The sequence below is a fragment of the Clostridium aromativorans genome (assembly GCF_020908015.1).
In the GTDB taxonomy this organism is placed as follows: domain Bacteria; phylum Bacillota; class Clostridia; order Clostridiales; family Clostridiaceae; genus Clostridium_B; species Clostridium_B aromativorans.
Genome location: NZ_JAJJPB010000004.1, coordinates 34277 through 52291, shown reverse-complemented (window position 1 = coordinate 52291; position 18015 = coordinate 34277). Strand labels below are relative to the sequence as shown.

The 18015-nt window shown below is 37.3% G+C and carries 15 protein-coding genes and 3 riboswitches; of the genes, 10 read left to right on the top strand and 5 right to left on the bottom strand.

The window, feature by feature from the left end; all coding sequences use genetic code 11:
* Nucleotides 1–9: 9 nt before the first annotated feature.
* Nucleotides 10–188: riboswitch (cobalamin riboswitch) on the top strand.
* Between the two features lie 117 nt (nt 189–305).
* Complete coding sequence (gene hemA, locus LN736_RS05335) at nt 306–1520, top strand: glutamyl-tRNA reductase (protein ID WP_229981143.1); 1215 nt, start codon at nt 306–308, stop codon at nt 1518–1520.
* Between the two features lie 14 nt (nt 1521–1534).
* A complete protein-coding gene (gene hemL, locus LN736_RS05330; RefSeq protein ID WP_229981142.1) occupies nt 1535–2809 on the top strand; it encodes a glutamate-1-semialdehyde 2,1-aminomutase in 1275 nt (424 codons plus the stop codon).
* 85 nt (nt 2810–2894) lie between these two features.
* Here hemL and galU read toward each other — a convergent pair whose 3' ends face one another.
* Nucleotides 2895–3767 (bottom strand): UTP--glucose-1-phosphate uridylyltransferase GalU, encoded by an 873-nt coding sequence (galU, locus tag LN736_RS05325; RefSeq protein ID WP_179978491.1) that lies wholly within the window; start codon nt 3765–3767, stop codon nt 2895–2897.
* Nucleotides 3768–3892: 125 nt separating this feature from the next.
* Nucleotides 3893–5479, bottom strand: a complete 1587-nt coding sequence (locus tag LN736_RS05320; RefSeq protein ID WP_229981141.1) for a glycosyltransferase 87 family protein — start codon at nt 5477–5479, stop codon at nt 3893–3895.
* Between the two features lie 152 nt (nt 5480–5631).
* On the opposite strand from LN736_RS05320, the gene LN736_RS05315 reads away from it, so the two are divergent.
* From LN736_RS05315 to LN736_RS05295, 5 genes are all read left to right on the top strand, one after another.
* Complete coding sequence (locus LN736_RS05315; RefSeq protein WP_150355537.1) at nt 5632–6588, top strand: AEC family transporter; 957 nt, start codon at nt 5632–5634, stop codon at nt 6586–6588.
* Between the two features lie 65 nt (nt 6589–6653).
* The gene (locus LN736_RS05310; protein ID WP_229981140.1) at nt 6654–7523 is read left to right on the top strand and encodes a DegV family protein; all 870 of its coding nucleotides are present in this window, start codon (nt 6654–6656) and stop codon (nt 7521–7523) included.
* Nucleotides 7524–7575: 52 nt separating this feature from the next.
* A riboswitch (SAM riboswitch) is annotated at nt 7576–7679 on the top strand.
* A 98-nt stretch (nt 7680–7777) separates the two neighbouring features.
* On the top strand, nt 7778–8950 hold the full coding sequence (locus LN736_RS05305) for a pyridoxal phosphate-dependent aminotransferase (RefSeq protein ID WP_229981139.1): 1173 nt from the start codon (nt 7778–7780) through the stop codon (nt 8948–8950).
* Nucleotides 8951–9165: 215 nt separating this feature from the next.
* Nucleotides 9166–9552, top strand: a complete 387-nt coding sequence (locus LN736_RS05300) for a GntR family transcriptional regulator (RefSeq protein ID WP_229981138.1) — start codon at nt 9166–9168, stop codon at nt 9550–9552.
* A gap of 16 nt (nt 9553–9568) precedes the next feature.
* Nucleotides 9569–10705, top strand: coding sequence for a DUF1648 domain-containing protein (locus LN736_RS05295; RefSeq protein WP_229981137.1), 1137 nt, complete (start codon nt 9569–9571; stop codon nt 10703–10705).
* 111 nt (nt 10706–10816) lie between these two features.
* Here LN736_RS05295 and LN736_RS05290 read toward each other — a convergent pair whose 3' ends face one another.
* Nucleotides 10817–11515, bottom strand: coding sequence for a flavodoxin family protein (locus LN736_RS05290; protein WP_229981136.1), 699 nt, complete (start codon nt 11513–11515; stop codon nt 10817–10819).
* 190 nt (nt 11516–11705) lie between these two features.
* Between LN736_RS05290 and LN736_RS05285 the strand changes: the two genes are divergently transcribed.
* Both LN736_RS05285 and LN736_RS05280 read left to right on the top strand, forming a co-directional pair.
* Nucleotides 11706–12881: a pyridoxal phosphate-dependent aminotransferase gene (locus LN736_RS05285; protein ID WP_179978495.1), complete on the top strand. Its 1176-nt coding sequence runs from the start codon at nt 11706–11708 to the stop codon at nt 12879–12881.
* Between the two features lie 55 nt (nt 12882–12936).
* A complete protein-coding gene (locus LN736_RS05280; RefSeq protein ID WP_229981135.1) occupies nt 12937–14265 on the top strand; it encodes an amidohydrolase family protein in 1329 nt (442 codons plus the stop codon).
* A gap of 44 nt (nt 14266–14309) precedes the next feature.
* Here the strand turns inward: LN736_RS05280 and LN736_RS05275 are convergent, their stop codons facing one another.
* Complete coding sequence (locus tag LN736_RS05275; RefSeq protein ID WP_179978496.1) at nt 14310–15068, bottom strand: cell wall hydrolase; 759 nt, start codon at nt 15066–15068, stop codon at nt 14310–14312.
* Between the two features lie 7 nt (nt 15069–15075).
* Nucleotides 15076–15208, bottom strand: a riboswitch (cyclic di-AMP (ydaO/yuaA leader).
* Between the two features lie 86 nt (nt 15209–15294).
* Nucleotides 15295–17007 carry a methyl-accepting chemotaxis protein gene (locus LN736_RS05270; protein WP_229981134.1) on the bottom strand — a complete coding sequence of 571 codons (1713 nt, stop codon included), beginning with the start codon at nt 17005–17007 and terminating at the stop codon, nt 15295–15297.
* Nucleotides 17008–17317: 310 nt separating this feature from the next.
* On the opposite strand from LN736_RS05270, the gene LN736_RS05265 reads away from it, so the two are divergent.
* Nucleotides 17318–17869, top strand: coding sequence for a protein kinase family protein (locus tag LN736_RS05265; protein ID WP_229981133.1), 552 nt, complete (start codon nt 17318–17320; stop codon nt 17867–17869).
* The last annotated feature ends 146 nt before the right edge of the window (nt 17870–18015 follow it).

The window sequence follows — 18015 nt, the reverse complement described above, 5'->3', positions numbered from 1 at the left end:
ATTAAGTAAAATTTGATAATAAGTACGGGTTTGATATGATTGATTAAAAGGGAATCAGGTGAAAGTCCTGAGCTATCCTGTAGCTGTATTAGATGAATCTAATTTATATGAGCCACTTGGAAACTGGGAAGGCGTATTTTAGATGATGAATCTTAAGTCAGAAGACCTGCCTGTGCTTTGCACCTTTAACTCTACAGGCGATAGGGGGGGCTGTATATTAATGAGTTACTTTTACGGTAATGTGTAATTATATCTGATTGTAAATGATCCTTTTGCCAGCTTGGTTGAAAGGATCATTTTTATAAATGGAGGTGATAAAAATTATACAACTTATTGGAGTGAAAAGTGAATGTGATATTGAAATAAGGCAGAAGTTTTCCATTATACCGGCAAGGCTTGTAGACAAATTGAGGGACATATATGATGTTACAGGAAATGTGCTGATTTTAAGTACCTGTAACAGAACGGAGATATACGTGAACTCTGATTTACAGAGGGAAGATCTGATCTGTGCTGTATTTGATCGCCTGGGATGGGATAGAGAGCTTGAGAACTATATATTCTATGTAGAGGATAAAAATGCAATCAGACATCTCATGAAGGTGAGCTGTGGTTTTCATTCCAAAATTTTGGGCGAGGATCAGATATTGGGACAAATTAAAACCGCCTATAGTGCTGCTCTTAAAACTGGAACCATTAGAGGACAGCTTCAGAGGCTGTTCCAGAGTGCTGTAACCTGCGGCAAAAAATTTAAAAACACCTGTGAAATATATAAGATACCCGTATCGGTTCCTTCCATAGTGGTGAGAGAATCAGAAAAGAGAAAGATGAAAAAATATATGCTGCTGGGTTTTGGCGAAATAGGACAGCTTGTTCTTAAATATTTGAATTCTTTGAGTACGGAAATTGTATACGTGGCAGTTAGAAATCTGGATAAAGTGGACAAACTATATAAAAAATGCAGCTGGGTTAGATTTATAACTTTTGACCGGAGAAAGGACTATTATAAAGATGTGGACTGCATAATAAGCTGTACGTCTGCACCTCATACAGTAATTTCAAAGGATGAACTTCCTGATAAAAAATTGCTTATATTTGATCTGGCAGTGCCAAGGGATGTAGACAGGGATGTAATGACATTTTCAAATGTTGAGTTGTATGATATAGACCGTATAAGTGCTATTGATCAGAAAAATAAAATCATGAGAAAAGAAAAAATGGAAAAGTGCAGGAATATTATAGATGAGCACATAGATGAGTTTTTGAAGTGGCGGTCCCTGGATGAGATTTCTCCTGAAATACAGAAAATAAAGGAATTTGGCAGCCGGATATGTGAAAAGAGGATAAAGACCTTCAAAAATAAAAGATATACCAAGGACAATGAAAAACTTGTACAAACTATGATAGAGAGCACCGCCAAGGTGTATATAAATAGGGCCATAAAGGTTTTAAAAGAGGGAAAGCTTGAAGGCAGGGAAAAAGAATACATGAAACTTATAAATAAAATATTTTGTCAATGAGGAGGCAGATTAAAATGAGAAACGATGATATATTCAACGAGTCCAAATTATATATGCCCGGGGGAGTCAATAGTCCGGTGAGGGCCTTTAAGGATGTGCCGATGAATCCGCCTGTGATAAAAAGCGGCAGTGGGGCTTACATATACGATGAAGACGGAAATAAGTATATAGACTTTGTCTGTTCCTGGGGACCCATGATACTGGGCCATTGTGATGAAGATGTGGTGAAGGCCATAAAAGATACCAGTGAAAGGGCCATATCTTTTGGTGCCACTACAGAACTTGAACTTCAGCTTGCAAAATATATATGCACTACTGTGGATAATGTGGAAATGCTTAGAATGGTCAATTCCGGAACAGAGGCTACTATGAGTGCCGTGAAGCTTGCCAGGGGATATACGGGAAGAAATAGAATAATAAAGTTTGCCGGCTGCTATCATGGACATTTTGACGATTTTCTGGTGGAAGCAGGTTCTGGAGTTATGACGGAGGGTATTCCGGGAAGTGCAGGTGTGCCTGAGGACAGTATAAAAAATACTCTGGTAGCCCAGTACAATGATATTTCAAGTGTAGAAGATATTTTTAAGCAGCAGGGCAGTGACGTAGCTGCAGTTATAGTGGAACCTGTGGCAGGCAACATGGGTGTGATTCCAGGGGATGAGAATTTTTTGAAATCACTTAGAGCACTGTGTGATGAAAATGGGGCTCTTCTCATATTTGATGAAGTGATGAGTGGATTTAGGGTTGCCTATAAGGGTGCCCAGAGCATCTATAAAATAAAACCTGATCTTACAACTATGGCTAAGATCATAGGAGGGGGTCTTCCCTGTGGAGCCTACGGCGGAAGAAAAGATATAATGGAAAAGCTTTCGCCTCTTGGACCTGTGTATCAGGCAGGTACCATGTCTGGAAATCCCCTTGTAATGGCTGCGGGAATTACAACGCTGAGAAAGCTTCATGATCATCCTGAGTACTATGTACATCTCGAAAAATTGGGAAAGAAATTGGAAGATGGAGTGAGAAATATAGCTGAGCAGAAAAAACTGCCTGTAGTGATAAACAGGTGCGGTGCCATGTTTGCACTGTTTTTCACAGAGGATTCCAAAGTGAAAAATTACAGCGATGCCAAAAAATGTGATACAGGTATTTTTGCGAAATACTTCACCCATATGATAAAAAAGGGCATTTATGTTGCACCTTCACAATTTGAAGCTGTATTTTTGAATGTAAAACACACTGAAGAAGATGTTGACAGATTCCTGCAGGCATTTAATTCCTTTGAAATTTAAAATTGCATGTCTGCGTTGTCAAAGTGCAAATACCGGAAATCCACTAAATTCGGCATTTGCACTTTAATACAGTAGGTTTATTTTTTTATATGTCTTTTTCTTCTATGTCTTTCAGGTAGTCAATTAGATCTTCTCTCAAATCCTGTCTCTTTAGGGCATAGTATATGTTTGCTTCCAAAAATCCCAGTTTATCTCCGGCATCATATCTTCTGCCTTTAAAATTGTAGGCATACATGGGTTCTATTTTTGCAAGAGCTCTTAAAGCATCTGTCAGTTGTATTTCCCCGTTTTTATCCGGTATTGTCCTTTCTAGGATTTCAAATATTTTAGGAGTTGTTATATACCTCCCTAAAATTGCCATATTTGAGGGGGCTTCTTTGGCATCAGGTTTTTCTACCAGACTTTTTACTCTGTAAATTTTGTCACCTATTTTTGTCCCGTCTACGATGCCATACTTTGAAACTGCACTCTTTTTTACCGGCTGAACTCCTAAAATTGATCCTCTGTGCTTCTCGTAGCAGTCTATCAATTGCCTGAGGCAGGGTATTCTGTTGTCAACTATGTCATCTCCTAACATGACCGCAAAGGGTTCATCCTGTATAAAATTCTTAGCCAGACTTACGGCATGTCCTAGTCCTTTGGGTTCTCTCTGCCTTATATAATATATATCCACCATATTTGATATGTTTTGGACCAGCTTCAGCAAATCTGTCTTGTTGTTTTTCTCAAGCTCATCTTCCAGCTCAACTGATTTATCAAAATGATCTTCGATGGATCTTTTATTTTTACCTGTAATTATCAAAATCTCTTCAATTCCAGAAGACACTGCTTCCTCAACTATGTACTGGATAGTTGGTTTGTCTACTATAGGAAGCATTTCCTTGGGCTGTGCCTTTGTAGCTGGTAAAAATCTTGTACCCAATCCTGCTGCAGGAATTACTGCTTTTTTAATGTCCATATGAATGTTTACTCCTTTCCATACCTTTATTGGTTTCTCCTATATCAATTCTTGCCTTTTAATCTTAAAAAGTTCTTAAAAAACTCCTATCAAATGTAAATTGAATTTGAACAATGCCATTTTGTTTACAATTTGCTCACTATTGCCGGAAGTTGCTTGTCCCTGTCCATGAGCACTTTTACGAGATAGAAGAACAAAAGCACATTTAGCAGAGATATTCCGTCGGTTATTATGCTGTGGGAGTTGGAATTCATGCGGTTTAATGTTCCGAAGAGTATATAGTATATGTTGCCGTAGATGGTTATGGTATACCCCATGAGCAGTGTGAGGAATCTTTTATCCTTCAAGTATATAAATGCCAAAATGCACAGTGCAGTAGCTGGAAACAGATATCTTTCATGCATTCCTGTGGAAAAAGCAAAGACTCCAGAAATTTGAACAAGTGCACAGGAAAAGGCCAGGGTTCTGCTCTTCCGTCTGATATAAATTATCCAGGAAAGCACTGTAATTGTAATGATTGCGGCCAATCCCCAGATTTTATAACTGAATATTAGAAATGTATTTGAACTGTTTTCATAATTTGCTCCCATCAAGTTAAAGAAATTAAATCCGTTCACAGAAGCATAGGGGTATTCCGATATGGTATTTGAGTATAATTTAAAGATCCACATTATATTTTGGCTGGCGGAAAAGGGTATTATCACTGCTAGGGCAGTTATTCCGGCTGAAATTACCGATTTTATAAATATTTTCAAATCTTTTTTCCTTATGAGTTCAAAGAAAAGTACGGGAAGGAAGATGATTCCCTGGGGTTTCATAAGTACCGAGCTGGCAAAAAATACTGAAGAAAGTGCAGTTTTCCCTTCTGACAGCAGAAATAGTGAAAGTACAACGAGTAATGTAAAAAATGAATCCACCTGTCCCCACAGGGCCGAATCTATAAATACAGCCGGGCTGAAGATATAGAATATGCTTAGAAATACACTCATTTCTGCAGAAAGATATTTTTGGGCCAATTTGTATATTAGATAAGCTGTGGCCATATCCGCTGTTATTGAGGGCAGCTTCAGGAGCAGAATATAATATGGGTTTAATGAACTTAAACTTGCTGCTTTGCCTATAAAAAACAGTACGTATATATAGAGTGGAGGGTAGTCGCTGGAACTGGAATTTATGTAAAATTGAGAAAAATTGTTTGCAGCAGAAGACGCCCAGCTTTCAAACAGCCTCACATCTCCTCCGTATCCCTCCATAAAAGTCGACAATGTGATCTTGAGAAACAGACCCGTAAAGAGCATCGAAAAAATAAGCATTTTGGTATTTACAGATTTTATCTTCATATTTTTCTGTATGAAATTGCGATATATTACGATACACAGTGCAAGAAATACTGCCAGGTATACGGTGAGAAGCGGTGCAAACTTGTTATTTGAAGAATTAAATCCATTCTTACCGGAGTTTATCGTATTGTTGTGGTTATTCTGAGTGTTTGCATTGCTGCCGGGCGGCGTTTGCTTCACACTGTGGTTCCAGTTTTTATTTCCTGTCTGTCCATTTTGTCTATTAAATTGACTGAATTGTCCTGTCCTGTTTTGTGGATAGGAATTTGACTTGTAGTTTTTTACACTGTAGATGCATAGTAAAAATGATAATGACATTAAAAAAATTAGGATTATTTTCAATAGACTGTTTTTTGAAAAAATTTTTTTCATATATCTTGAAACTCCTTTCCTAAAATCTAGTATGGGAATATAATTATATATATCTTCTAGGATAAAGCTTAAAATAATCTTAAAAATAACCAGATGGTTGTTGATTCAGATTGATAGGACTAGCTTTCTTAACAGACTTGGGGGTTGGACAATTGGATAATTTAATATTTAGTTTTAACGTGATAATGCCTATATTTATTGTAATTGCACTGGGATATTTCATAAAGGAAGTAGGACTTATAGATGACAGGTTTATAAATACTGCTGTCAAATTTAATTTTAGAGTTGGATTGTCTACACTGCTTTTTGAAAATATATATGTCTCCAAATTGAGCGATATAGCCAACACTAAACTCATGATATTTGTATTTTTATGTATATTCGGTTCAGTATTGGTACTTTGGCTTATTGTACCGTTGTTTATTAAGGACAGGAAAAGGGCTTCTGCTGTGATACATACTATATATAGGAGCAATTTTGTGCTCCTTGGAGTTCCCATGGGAATGTACATGCTTGGAAAATCCCATATGGGACCTATTTCTCTTTTGCTGCCCATAGTCATTCCCACCTATAATTTTTTTGCGGTGCTGGTACTTGCGGCTTTTGACGAAAGAGGTGACAAAAGCGGTATAGGAAGTAAAATAAAGTATACTCTTGTGGGAATAGTGAAAAACCCGCTTATCATAGCATCGTTTCTGGGCATAGTCTTTCAGCTGTTTTCCATAAAACTGCCTTTGTTTATGGAAAGGGCTGTTTCCGATGTTGCTTCCCTTGGTACTCCTCTGGCCCTTATAACACTAGGTGCCCAGCTGGAATTTAAGAGTGTAAAGGAAAATTTGAAATACTCCATAACAGCTTCTGTGGGGAGGCTCATAGTAGTTCCCTGTATAGTTGTCACATTGGCGTTTTTAATGGGATTTAGAAAATATGATCTAGGTGCCATATTTATATTGTTTTCTTCACCTTCTGCTATTTCCTGTTATGTAATGGCTGAGGAAATGAATTCTGATTACAAGCTCACGGGAGATGTTGTGATCTTGACCACTTTTTTCTCAATGTTTACTATATTTATAGGCATATATCTGCTTAAAAGTCTGTCTCTTTTGTAGAATTTGAATAATTTTCCCTCGGTATGATATAATTTATGGTAAGTATGAGTAGGAGGAGAAACCTTATGGAAAAAATTGCACTTTTGACAGATTCTGCTTGTGACATAGATGATGAAACCATAAAAAAGTACAGCATAGAAATATTGCCTTTTAGGATTATATATAAGGATAGGGAATATATAGATAAAGTTGAGATCACTCCAAAAGAAGTATATGACAGCATGAAATATGAAATTCCAAAATCTTCTCTACCTTCAATAGACGATATGGAAAGTGTTTTTGACAGGCTGGAAAGGGAAAACTATACTCATGTGGTAGCTGTTACGATTTCCAGCGGACTTTCAGGTACATATAATGCTTTGAAAATGGTAAGCAAAAAACATAATAAACTGTCATCGTATGTTTATGATTCCAAATCCACTTCCCTGGGAGAGGGTATAGTTTTAAAAGAGTGTGGAAGGCTTTTGGATCAGGGCAGAAGTTTTAGTGAAATTGTAAACTGCATACCTGGGATAAAGAAGAGTATGCACTTTTTTTTCGTATTCGGCACTCTGGAGTATGCCAGAAAAGGAGGGCGTATAGGGAGACTGTCGGGTACAATAGGTGAGATTTTGGATATAAAGCCAATAGTGTACTTTGACGATGATCAGGGCATATGTTTTACCCGTCATAAGGTGAGGGGAAGGAAGAGATCTTTAAGTAAAATGATAGACATAGGTAATGATTTTTTAGCTAAATGCCCCTGCGACGTATATGTAGTTCACGGCAATGCCAGAGAAGAAGCCGAAAATATTTATAACAGGATTTCTGGACTTCCCAACGTGGAAAATATATACATGATAGGTCAGATAAGCCCTATAGTAGGTGTGTATTCAGGACCGGGAACTGTCGGTGTATGCTATGTAGAACGAAATGGGGAAAATCAGGTATATTGACAGGACATATCTAAATGATTATAATTAATAGCATAATTTAATATAAATCTTGAACTTATCAAGAGAGGTGGAGGGAACAGGCCCTTTGAAACCCGGCAACCAGTACGTCGTTGTATATTGGTGCTAAGTCCTGCAGCGGAAGCTGAAAGATGAGAATATATTTTGCGATTTTAAGTCTGAGGTATATCCCCAGACTTTTACTTTATTCTCAGATGTTATTTGATGTATTGATAATTTGAAAGGATGTGGCTGTAGTGCCTGAATTGAGCAGAAAATTAATTAATTTTACCGATTCTGTTATAAGAAGAATGACGAGAATATCGAACAAATATGGAGCAATTAATTTGTCTCAGGGTTTTCCTGATTTTGATCCTCCTAAGGAGATAGAGGAAGCACTTAAAATAGCAGCAGTCAAGGGACCTCATCAGTATGCCATTACCTGGGGCGCACAGAATTTGAGAGAAGCTCTTGCAGAAAAACAGTCCAGATTCATGGGACTTGACATAGATCCGGATACCCAGATTGTAATTACCTGCGGCAGTACTGAGGCTATGATGGCTTCTGTCATGACTGTCTGTGATCCGGGAGATAAGGTAATAGTATTCTCGCCTTTTTATGAAAATTATGCTGCAGATGCCATATTGAGCGGAGCTGAGCCAATATATGTTTCTCTTTATTCGCCTGATTTTTCTTTCAACAAGACTGAACTTGAAAATGCCTTTAAGCAAAGGCCGAAGGCCCTTATACTCTGTAACCCGTCAAATCCTTCAGGAAAGGTGTTTACACTTGAGGAATTGAAATTCATAGCCCGTCTAGCAGAAAAATATGATTCTTTCGTAATAACGGATGAAGTGTACGAGCATATTGTAATGGATCCCCATAAACATGTCTATTTTGCTTCACTTCCGGGAATGTTTGACAGAACCTTGAGCTGCAGCTCCTTTTCCAAGACTTATTCCATAACCGGGTGGAGAATAGGCTATGTTATAGGTGACGAGAGGGTAATAGAAAATGTGCGAAAAGTACATGATTTTCTTACGGTGGGGGCGGCGGCACCGCTTCAGGAAGCAGTTGTGGCCGGGCTTAAACTGCCTATGGAGTACTATGACTGGCTGAAGAATTTATATACGAAAAAGAGAGATTTGTTTCTCCAGGGATTGAGCGAGGCAGGACTTAAATATGTGAAGCCCCAGGGAGCTTATTATGTGCTCATAGATGTTTCGGAATTTAATGTAAAAAATGATTTGAAATTTTGTGAGTGGCTGGCAAAAGAAGTTGGAATAGGGGCGGTTCCTGGGTCAAGCTTCTTTAAAGAAGATGTGAATTATCTGATAAGGCTTCATTTTGCAAAGAAGGATGACACACTTTTAAAGTCCATTGAAAAGCTGAAAACCCTGAGGGAAAAAGCCAGATTTTATAAAGAGTAGTCCAGGTTATCCCCGTGAGTAATAAACAGAGTTCAAGGCTTAAATATCAAACCTCATCATCTGATATTTATGCTTTGAACTCTGTTTTTTTGTCGACTGTGAATTGTGCACTGTGCACTGTCAATTGTTCATTGTCAATTGTCAATTGAATAAATGTTGCAATTTTATTCTATTTGTTATATATTATATATAACAAATAGAATAGGAGGGTAGTTATGATAATTAAAATTGATTTTGAATCTGAAATGCCCATCTATGAACAGCTTAAAAGGAGTATTATAGAGGGAATAGCAGCTGGAGATCTGAAGCCGGGGGAAAGCCTGCCTTCTGTGAGACAGATGGCGGAGGATATAGGGATAAATTTGCACACCGTGAATAAAGCTTATAATATATTGAAATCTGATGGATACTTGAATATAGACAGAAGAACAGGAGCTGTTATAAATCAAAACTATCCTAAAAATAGTGAGGAATTTAATGAAAAGCTGGTGAGGGAATTGACCTATCTGCTGGCAGAAGCCTATTTGAGGGATGATAAATTGGAAGATATATTGAAATTATGTTCCGGTATATATCAAAAATACGATTTGCAAAATAAATAAAGGCAGGTGAATGTTAATGAAGGAAAATTTATTTTTATGTATATATTTGTGCTTTATATTTTTATTGATACTTGTCATCAACATGCTGACACCGAATTTTACCAGAAAGGAAATTGTATTTGGAGTAAGAATACCTGGAGATAAAATGGACAGTGCTGAAATCAAAGATATAAAAAGGCAGTTTATAAAAAATAATCTGATAATAGGGATTCCATTTATGCTGCTGTTTAGTTTTCTAAATTACAAATTCCTGAGTGCAGCTGTGATTTTGTTTACTGTTTTTGCCTTCGTCTTTATAGATTTTCTGGTATATATGATATCCAACAGGGCTGTTAAAGCTCTTAAATTGAAGAATTCCTGGTTTGAGGGAAAAAAGCAGGCTGTGGCAGTGGATGTAGGTTACTCCAGGGACAAGGGAAAAACTCTGGTATCGCCATGGTTTTTTCTGATTCCCGTATCAATAATTTTGATAAATATAATTTTGGGATATGCAAATTATGCACCTTTGCCCAATAGGGTGCCCACTCACTGGGATCTTTCAGGAAATATCAACGGTTATCAGACAAAATCCATATTTTTGATCTGGGAAATGCCTTTTACTGAAATGGCAGTGACTCTCATGCTTTTCATAGTGTATAAGATCATAGGCTGGTCAAAACAGCAGACAAATGTTTCAAACCCTGAAATTTCCGTGAAAAAAAACAGGAGATTCAGGAGAATATGGTCCATATACGCGGTGTTTTCTGCGGTAGCGGTGAATTTGATTTTGACTGTTGGAACCATTCAAATATTTGATATAATTGAAATTTCACACCTGTTTGTGCTCATTTTCACCATAGTCTTTGTCATATTTATAACTTTGATCAGCGTGGTGCTGTCTATAAAGATAGGACAGGGAGGAAGCAATATAGAAATAGGAAAACAGGACTCTGGGAAAATCGAATCTGAATTTACGGATAAAGATGATGATAATTTTTGGAAGCTGGCGAACACCATATATTACAACCCTGATGATCCATTCCTCTTTGTGGAAAAGAGGTTTGGCATAGGCTGGACAATAAATGCAGGGAGACCTGCAGGAATGGCCATATATATAGGTCTGATTGTATTTATAATAGCGGTTATAGGCTTTTCAATCTTTGCCCAAAATTAAAAACCGCCAATTGTGCATCATGAATTGTCAGTTGTGTATTGTGCGCTGTCAATTGCCCATCGTGCATTTTGTGCTGTCAGTTGTGCATTGTGCACTGTTCATTGAATAAAACTACCAGGGACGGTTATGTTCTAGCCATCCCTGTTCTTCCCAATATTTTTTATCAACAGCATTGAAGGTAAATTTTTTCTGGACAAAGCGCATAGCGTAAAAGAGGGCCTTTACTTTTAGGCTGGGTTTTACCTTACCGCATCTGTGCAGGATTTTATCGGATAATTTTTTTACATCCCCATGAATTTTTACTTTTTTCTTTTCACTTACACCCTCCCAGTCTACGGCGGCAACTGCCCTGCCGTAGGTAAATATCTTACCTGTTCCCCAGAAGGTCAAGCTGTCCACAATATCTTTAATTGTAGATTTCATTCCGCCGCCGGCAGCCGTTGAAATAACTAAGGCCATTTTGGAGAACATTGTCTTATTAGGACGGTGTACCATCCACTGAAAGCCGAAATGATCCAGTAATGTCTTCATCTGCCCGCTCACGTGAAATACATATACGGGACTTGTAAAAATAATTAAATCTGCTTTTTCAATTGCCTCTCTTATTGGATTGACTTGATTATAATGAGGACATGCTTTTTCACCTATAGTAAAACATGAACTGCATCCGCGGCAAAAATTTGGCATATCTTTTGGCAGAAAAAATTCTGTAATTTCACTTGTCTCCGGTTGTAGTCTTTCTAAAAATAGCTGGCAAATACTATAAGTACTTCCTCGATGTTCTGTACCGTATATCACTGCAATTTTCATAAGATTCTCCTTGTTTTATATATTGATTGATCTCAAAAACTATAAAGTGAGTTTACCAATATTACAGTTTAATTGCAAGCATAATTGTAAATTGTGTATTGTGAATTGTGAATTGGCAATGGTTGTGTTAGAATATTTTATATAATTAATCAAATATAATTTAAAATTATTGAGGTAGGGGGTAAAATAGGTGATATCTGATAAAATGAAGGAATATGTATCTAAAAGCTCCATAATAAGGGCTATGTTTGAGGAGGGAAAAAAGCTCTCTTCAATTTATGGAGAAGAAAATGTATTTGATTTCAGTCTGGGCAATCCCAATGTAAAACCGCCTGAATCTATAAGAGAGGCTGTATATGAAATATTGAGGGAAGAGCCTCCTAATTTAGTCCATGGATATATGAACAACTCCGGTTATGAAGATGTAAGGGCCAAAATTGCTGAAAATATCAACAAAAAATATAATGTGAAACTCACTAAAAACAATTTAGTAATGACCTGCGGGGCTGCAGGCGGATTAAATATTATTTTGAAAACTCTTTTAAATCCTGGAGATGAAGTTATTGTATTTTCGCCGTTCTTTGGAGAATATGAAAACTATGTAAAAAATTTTGATGGAAGGCTTGTCATTATACCCTCGGACAGTGAAACTTTTGAGCCCGATTTAAATGAACTTGAGGACAAAGTGAATTCCAGGACTAAAGCTGTAATAATAAATTCACCAAATAACCCGACGGGGGTTGTATATTCGGAAGAGCTCATTAAGGGCATGGCAGAAGTCTTGAATAGAAAACAGCAGAAGTTTAATACCAGTATATATTTGATTTCCGACGAACCCTATAGGGAAATAGTATATGACGGAGTGGAAGTACCCTATATATTGAATTACTACAGAAATTCATTTGTCGGATATTCTTACAGCAAATCACTTTCTCTTCCTGGAGAGAGAATAGGATATGTAGTCTGCAGCAGTGATGCAGATGATTTTGATAACATAATGCAATCTTTGAATGTAGCCAACAGAATCCTGGGATTTGTAAATGCGCCTTCACTGTTTCAAAGGGTCATTGCAAAATGTGTGGATTCAAAAGTGGATGTGAACATATACAAAAAAAATCGGGATCTTTTGTACAACCATCTTGTAAAAATAGGATTCTCCTGTGTCAAACCAGATGGTGCCTTTTATCTGTTCCCAAAATCGTTGATACCGGATGATGTTGAATTTGCACAGCGGGCAAAAAAATTCAATCTTCTTATAGTCCCGGGATCATCTTTCAAATGTCCGGGCTATTTCAGACTTTCTTACTGTATTTCATATGATAAAATAGAAAAATCACTGGATAGTTTTGATAAGCTAGGGGTCTGACCCCCTTCCAAAAAATGTCAGGGGGTCAGACCCCTAAAAAAGGGAGATAATTATTGTGAATGAGCAAAAAGAAGTTTGTGCTTTTATAAACTGTAATATAATTGATGGCAGATTTGAAAGCAATATGATAAATGAAGGTGTAATGCTAGTAGAGAATGTAGATGGTATAGGAAAGATAAAATCTCTGGGGAATAAAATGGAGGTTGGCATACCTAAGGACTGTAAGGTATTTGATTTAAAGAATAAATATGTGGTTCCTGGACTTATAGATGCTCATGTGCATCTTTTCGGGGATGGGAATCCTTTTACAGAAGAAGGTGTAAAGAGGACTCCGGATGAAAACCTAGAGTTCATGAAGTCATCTCTTGGAAAATATCTTCTCGAGGAGAACATGAAAAAAAATGCAATGGCAGCACTTCATGCCGGAGTGACTACTTTCCGAAGCGTGGGAGATCCACTTTACTATGATATAGAAGTTAAAAATGAAATGAAAAACGGCGGTCAAATTGGACCTGACATGTTATGTGCTGGACCTATGATATGCATAACCGGAGGGCATGGATATAAACTTGTATCTGAAGCTTCAGATTCACCCTGGGAAGGAAGAAAAAAGGTGAGAGAACATGTTTATAAGGGTACGGATCTTATAAAAATAGCTAGTACGGGCGGAGTTACCGATTCCAGGAAAATAGGCGAAGCAGGAAGAGTCCAGATGACCTATGATGAAATTGCGGCTGTATGTGATGAGGCCCATAGGGCAGGTCTGCTTGTGGCAAGTCACTGCCAGAGCACCAGAGGATTGAAGGAAGCTTTGAGGGCAGGAGTGGATACCATAGAGCACGGTGCTTCCATGGATGATGAAATAATAGAGCTTTTCAAACACAATCCTAAATCCTTGAGAGGCTACAGTGCTCTTATACCTACCTTTGCTCCGGCAATTTATACGTCGGAAATCAGCACTGAGTACACAAAGCTTGATGATGTGCAGTTTGCCAATGGCAGAATTATAAGGGATGAAATGACCAAAGGATTTAAAACTGCTATAGATGAAGGTATAAAAGTTGGACTTGGCACTGATGCAGCCATGCCTTTTGTAACCCACTATAATACCTGGAGAGAACTGCAGCTTCAGGTAAAATACGGCGGAGCCTTAAATGCACAGGCTATATATTTTGCAACTAAATCAAATTCTGAAATTCTGGGAATTGATAAAGAAGTTGGAACCCTTGAGCCTGGAAAATTTGCAGATTTTGTTATCCTGGATGGCAACCCTCTTGAAGATCTGAATTGTTTTGAAAAACCGCTGATGGTGGTTAAACGAGGAAATATTATAGATAATACAAGAGAGTATATAATACCTGAAGTGGAGAAGTTTGTAAAATAGGGTCAGACCCCCTGACAGAAAATGTCAGGGGGTCTGACCCTATTTTAATAAGTAAATACCATCTTGCCATCTCTCAGTGCAATTGGTTTTGACCACAGCCATGTGTTGGTAGTGCTGTCATCAAAATAGTAGAGTGCACCTTTGGTAGGATCGTAGCCGTGAAGCGCATCATAAGCTGCTTTTTTCGATTCCTCCGAGGCGGGTTTGTTTATCCAACCGTTCAATACAGGAGTGAATTGATAGTATCCACCTGATTTTTCATATATTACACCCTTTATAGTGGATGGGTATTTTGGATTGCGGACTCTGTTTAAAACTACAGCAGCCACACCGACCTTAGCTTTATAGGACTCGCTTTGTGCCTCTGCGTTTACCAGCCTTGCAAGTAGATCCAGGTCGCTTTGGCTGTAGGGTACTATAGCGGGAGGAGCTGCTCCTTTGAAGATGTACCCTGAAGGTATATTGAGCACCTGACCCGGATAAATATACTTGTCCACATTAGAGTTGGCGGCAATCAATGTATTTAAAGATATATTGAATTTTTTTGCTATTAAATAGAGAGTATCAGTAGCTTGTACAATATAAGTTTTCGAATTTACCTTTAAAATCTGATTTGGATATATGGTAGTTTGACTTAAATTGTTGTCTCTCATTATCGTATCCACACTGTTCTTGAACAACACGCCTATTTTAAATATAGAATCACCTGATTTTACTGTATAACTTGCTGCATGAACCTGGGTAAAAGATACAGCACAAAGAGATATTGCAAAAAGTATACTCCTCATTTTCTTGAAATGCATATTAGATTATCCCCCTTAATTTTGCCTACGGAGTTAGTTGACGGGTTCGGGACTGTGGGATACCCCTACTTTAAAAGAAAGATTCACCCCTAGATATTATCCCCCGCATTTCATCACTGAAATTTAGGCTTGTCTTGTTTGCTATTCTAACAGTATTTCCAGAAAATATCCATGTAAAATTAGTGGGAAACCTGGTAAATTAAACCAGGTTTTTAACATCTTAACTCTACAACTTAAATTCACCTATTGTCTTTGCAATATTCTGTGCCAGTGCTGCCAGGTTCTGTGATGAATCGGCAATACCTGAAGAGGCCTTGGTGACTTCTTCAACACTGCTCAATATTTCTTCAGATCCGGCAGCAGATTCTTCAGCTGTAGAAGCCGTATTTTCAACAGCTGAATTTATACCTGTCATCATTTCTTTCATTTGTTTTGAAGAAGTGTCCATGTGTTGTGACATGGTATTTATAAAATCAGCATCATTTTCATAGTGCACTCCCGTTTCCATCAGGAGGTTGTAATTGGGCTGGACGCTGTTTGACATGTAATCCAGAATCTCGTTGCCGCTGGAAGATAGATTTTTAAAAGCTGTCTCTACAGAAAGTACCATTTTATTTATACCCTCCACGGTATTGGAGGATTGTTCTGCAAGCTTTCGTATTTCCTCCGCCACTACTGAAAAGCCCTTTCCTGCTTCCCCTGCTCTGGCGGATTCGATGGCGGCATTTAATGCCAGCAGATTAGTCTGTTCTGCTATATTTCCGATTGTTTCCGACATGACTTTGACCTGTGAAACTGCCTCTCCCGCTTTTATAGCTTCTACGATTTTATTTTTTTTCTCATTGTATATGGCCTCTCCCTCTTTTATGCTCTGTGAGGCTTTTTCTTTTATATTTTTAGCACGTTCTTTTATCTCTGAAGAAGTTTTAGACGTCTTTTCAGCATCTCCCAGAAGGATGTCCACACTTTGTGCCATTTTCTGGGAAGATGTGCTTATCTGCTGGGTTACGCTGCTTAGATTTTGAGAACCCGTTGCTATATTTGCCGTAGACTCATTTACAGAATTCATCATTGAGGATATTTCTTCTGTAGATGCGGATAGTTCTTCGCTGGATGCACTCATTTCCTCAATGCTGTTATTTATCTGGCTGATTAAATCCCTTATATTATTTTTTGCATTGTTCAGATTGGTGGCGATATCTCCAATTTCATCTTTGCTGCTGGCCTTTAAAGACTGGCTTAAATCCCCCTTGCTTATTAAATCTGTAAAAGACAGTATCTTGTTGATTCTTTTTATGAGTCCGGCGGTGATCCTGTTGCCTAAAATTATTGCTGCAATTATTCCAATTAGAGTCAGAGCTATAATTGTATAGAAAGAAGTCCTGAATGTATTGTTAATACTTATATACTGCTTTTCGGCCTTTTCGTTTATAATTTTAATCAATTGTTCAATACTTTCAGTGAGTTTGTTTCTATAAGAAGCCGCCTGTTTGTTTAAAGTCATGGCATCATCGTATTTGTCCGAAGCCATGAGGTTTATAATATTATTGCATATGTTCAGCCATTCAGCCCTTTGCTTGTTTAAACTTGCCAACTGAGTTTTTTCCTCCGGTGTAAGATCTGATTTTTCATAAGTACTGATTATATTTGTATTTTGATTTTGTAATTCCTTCATAGCTTCAGCCGTATCTTTTACATTGTTTTTGTCCCTGCTTTCAACTAGATTTATTATCTCGAGGCGAAGCTTCATTGAATTGGCGTCAAATCTGTCTAAATTTTCTATAGATTTCAGATTGGCATTGTACAGTTCGCTGGATTTTTTATTTACCGTGTTTAAATTGATTGTGCCTATCATGCCTATTATTATGATAAACAAAGATGTCACTAGAAATCCTGTTAAAAGTTTTTTACCTATTTTTAGATCCTTGAACCATGTCATATTGATCCTCCTCTTTTTAGTTATGTGCAAAACCATGAACTCGTTTAAGAATACCTTACAACCTCAATTTTATATATGCCGTCTTGATTTTGCAATTAACTTAAATATAATTTAACAATAACTTAACTATAGTACCCATAATCATAACACTTTTAACTTACAAATTACACCTAAATTTTTCATATAACTACAAAAAATACTATAATATAGCTGTAACATAATTTAATTGCCGTAATACTATGTAATAAGAATTGTTTAGCTGTATCAAACCTTTGTTTTTATGTTACATAAAAACAAAGGAGGTGTTATATTGAGAAATTGGTGTATTCATTCCAGAAAAATTCCGATAAGTTTGAGACACTGCAAGTACCTGGGAGAAGGCCATAGTGGGCAGGTATACCTTATGCCCGATGGAAAAGCTTTAAAAATATTTAACAGTTCAGACAGCTGCAGGAATGAATATGATATATTAAAATCGGTAGAAAAAAGCAGGTATTTTCCGAAGGTTTATGAAGTCGGTAAGTATTATATTATAAGAGATTATGTAGGCGGAATGAATGTAGAAAAGTATCTGAAGAAATATGGACTGAGCAGGGAATTTGTCATAAAAGTGGCTGATTTGATAGACGACATGAAAAAGATGGGCTTTAAAAAATTGGAGATCAGGTTTCCCCACCTGTTTGTTCAGGAAGATGGATCTCTCATGGTAATAGACCCCAGAAAAAGCTACGAGCAAAATATACCTTACCCCAAATCCTTCTTGAAGAAGCTGAAAAAAATGGGAATGCTGGAGCAGTTTATAAAGATACTGGATGAAGAGAGGCCCTGCATGAATTGGGGAAAGTATGTGAAAATCAAATAAAAATGGACAAGCAAAGTAGCCGTAATTGCAAAGCATCCTTTGAACTTTTAGGTTAAATGCTGCAGCTGTAGATTATATACTATACCTCTGTTTACTGAATATTTAATGGAGAGTGAATAGTAAATCAGTATTTCTGGTTTTTACCG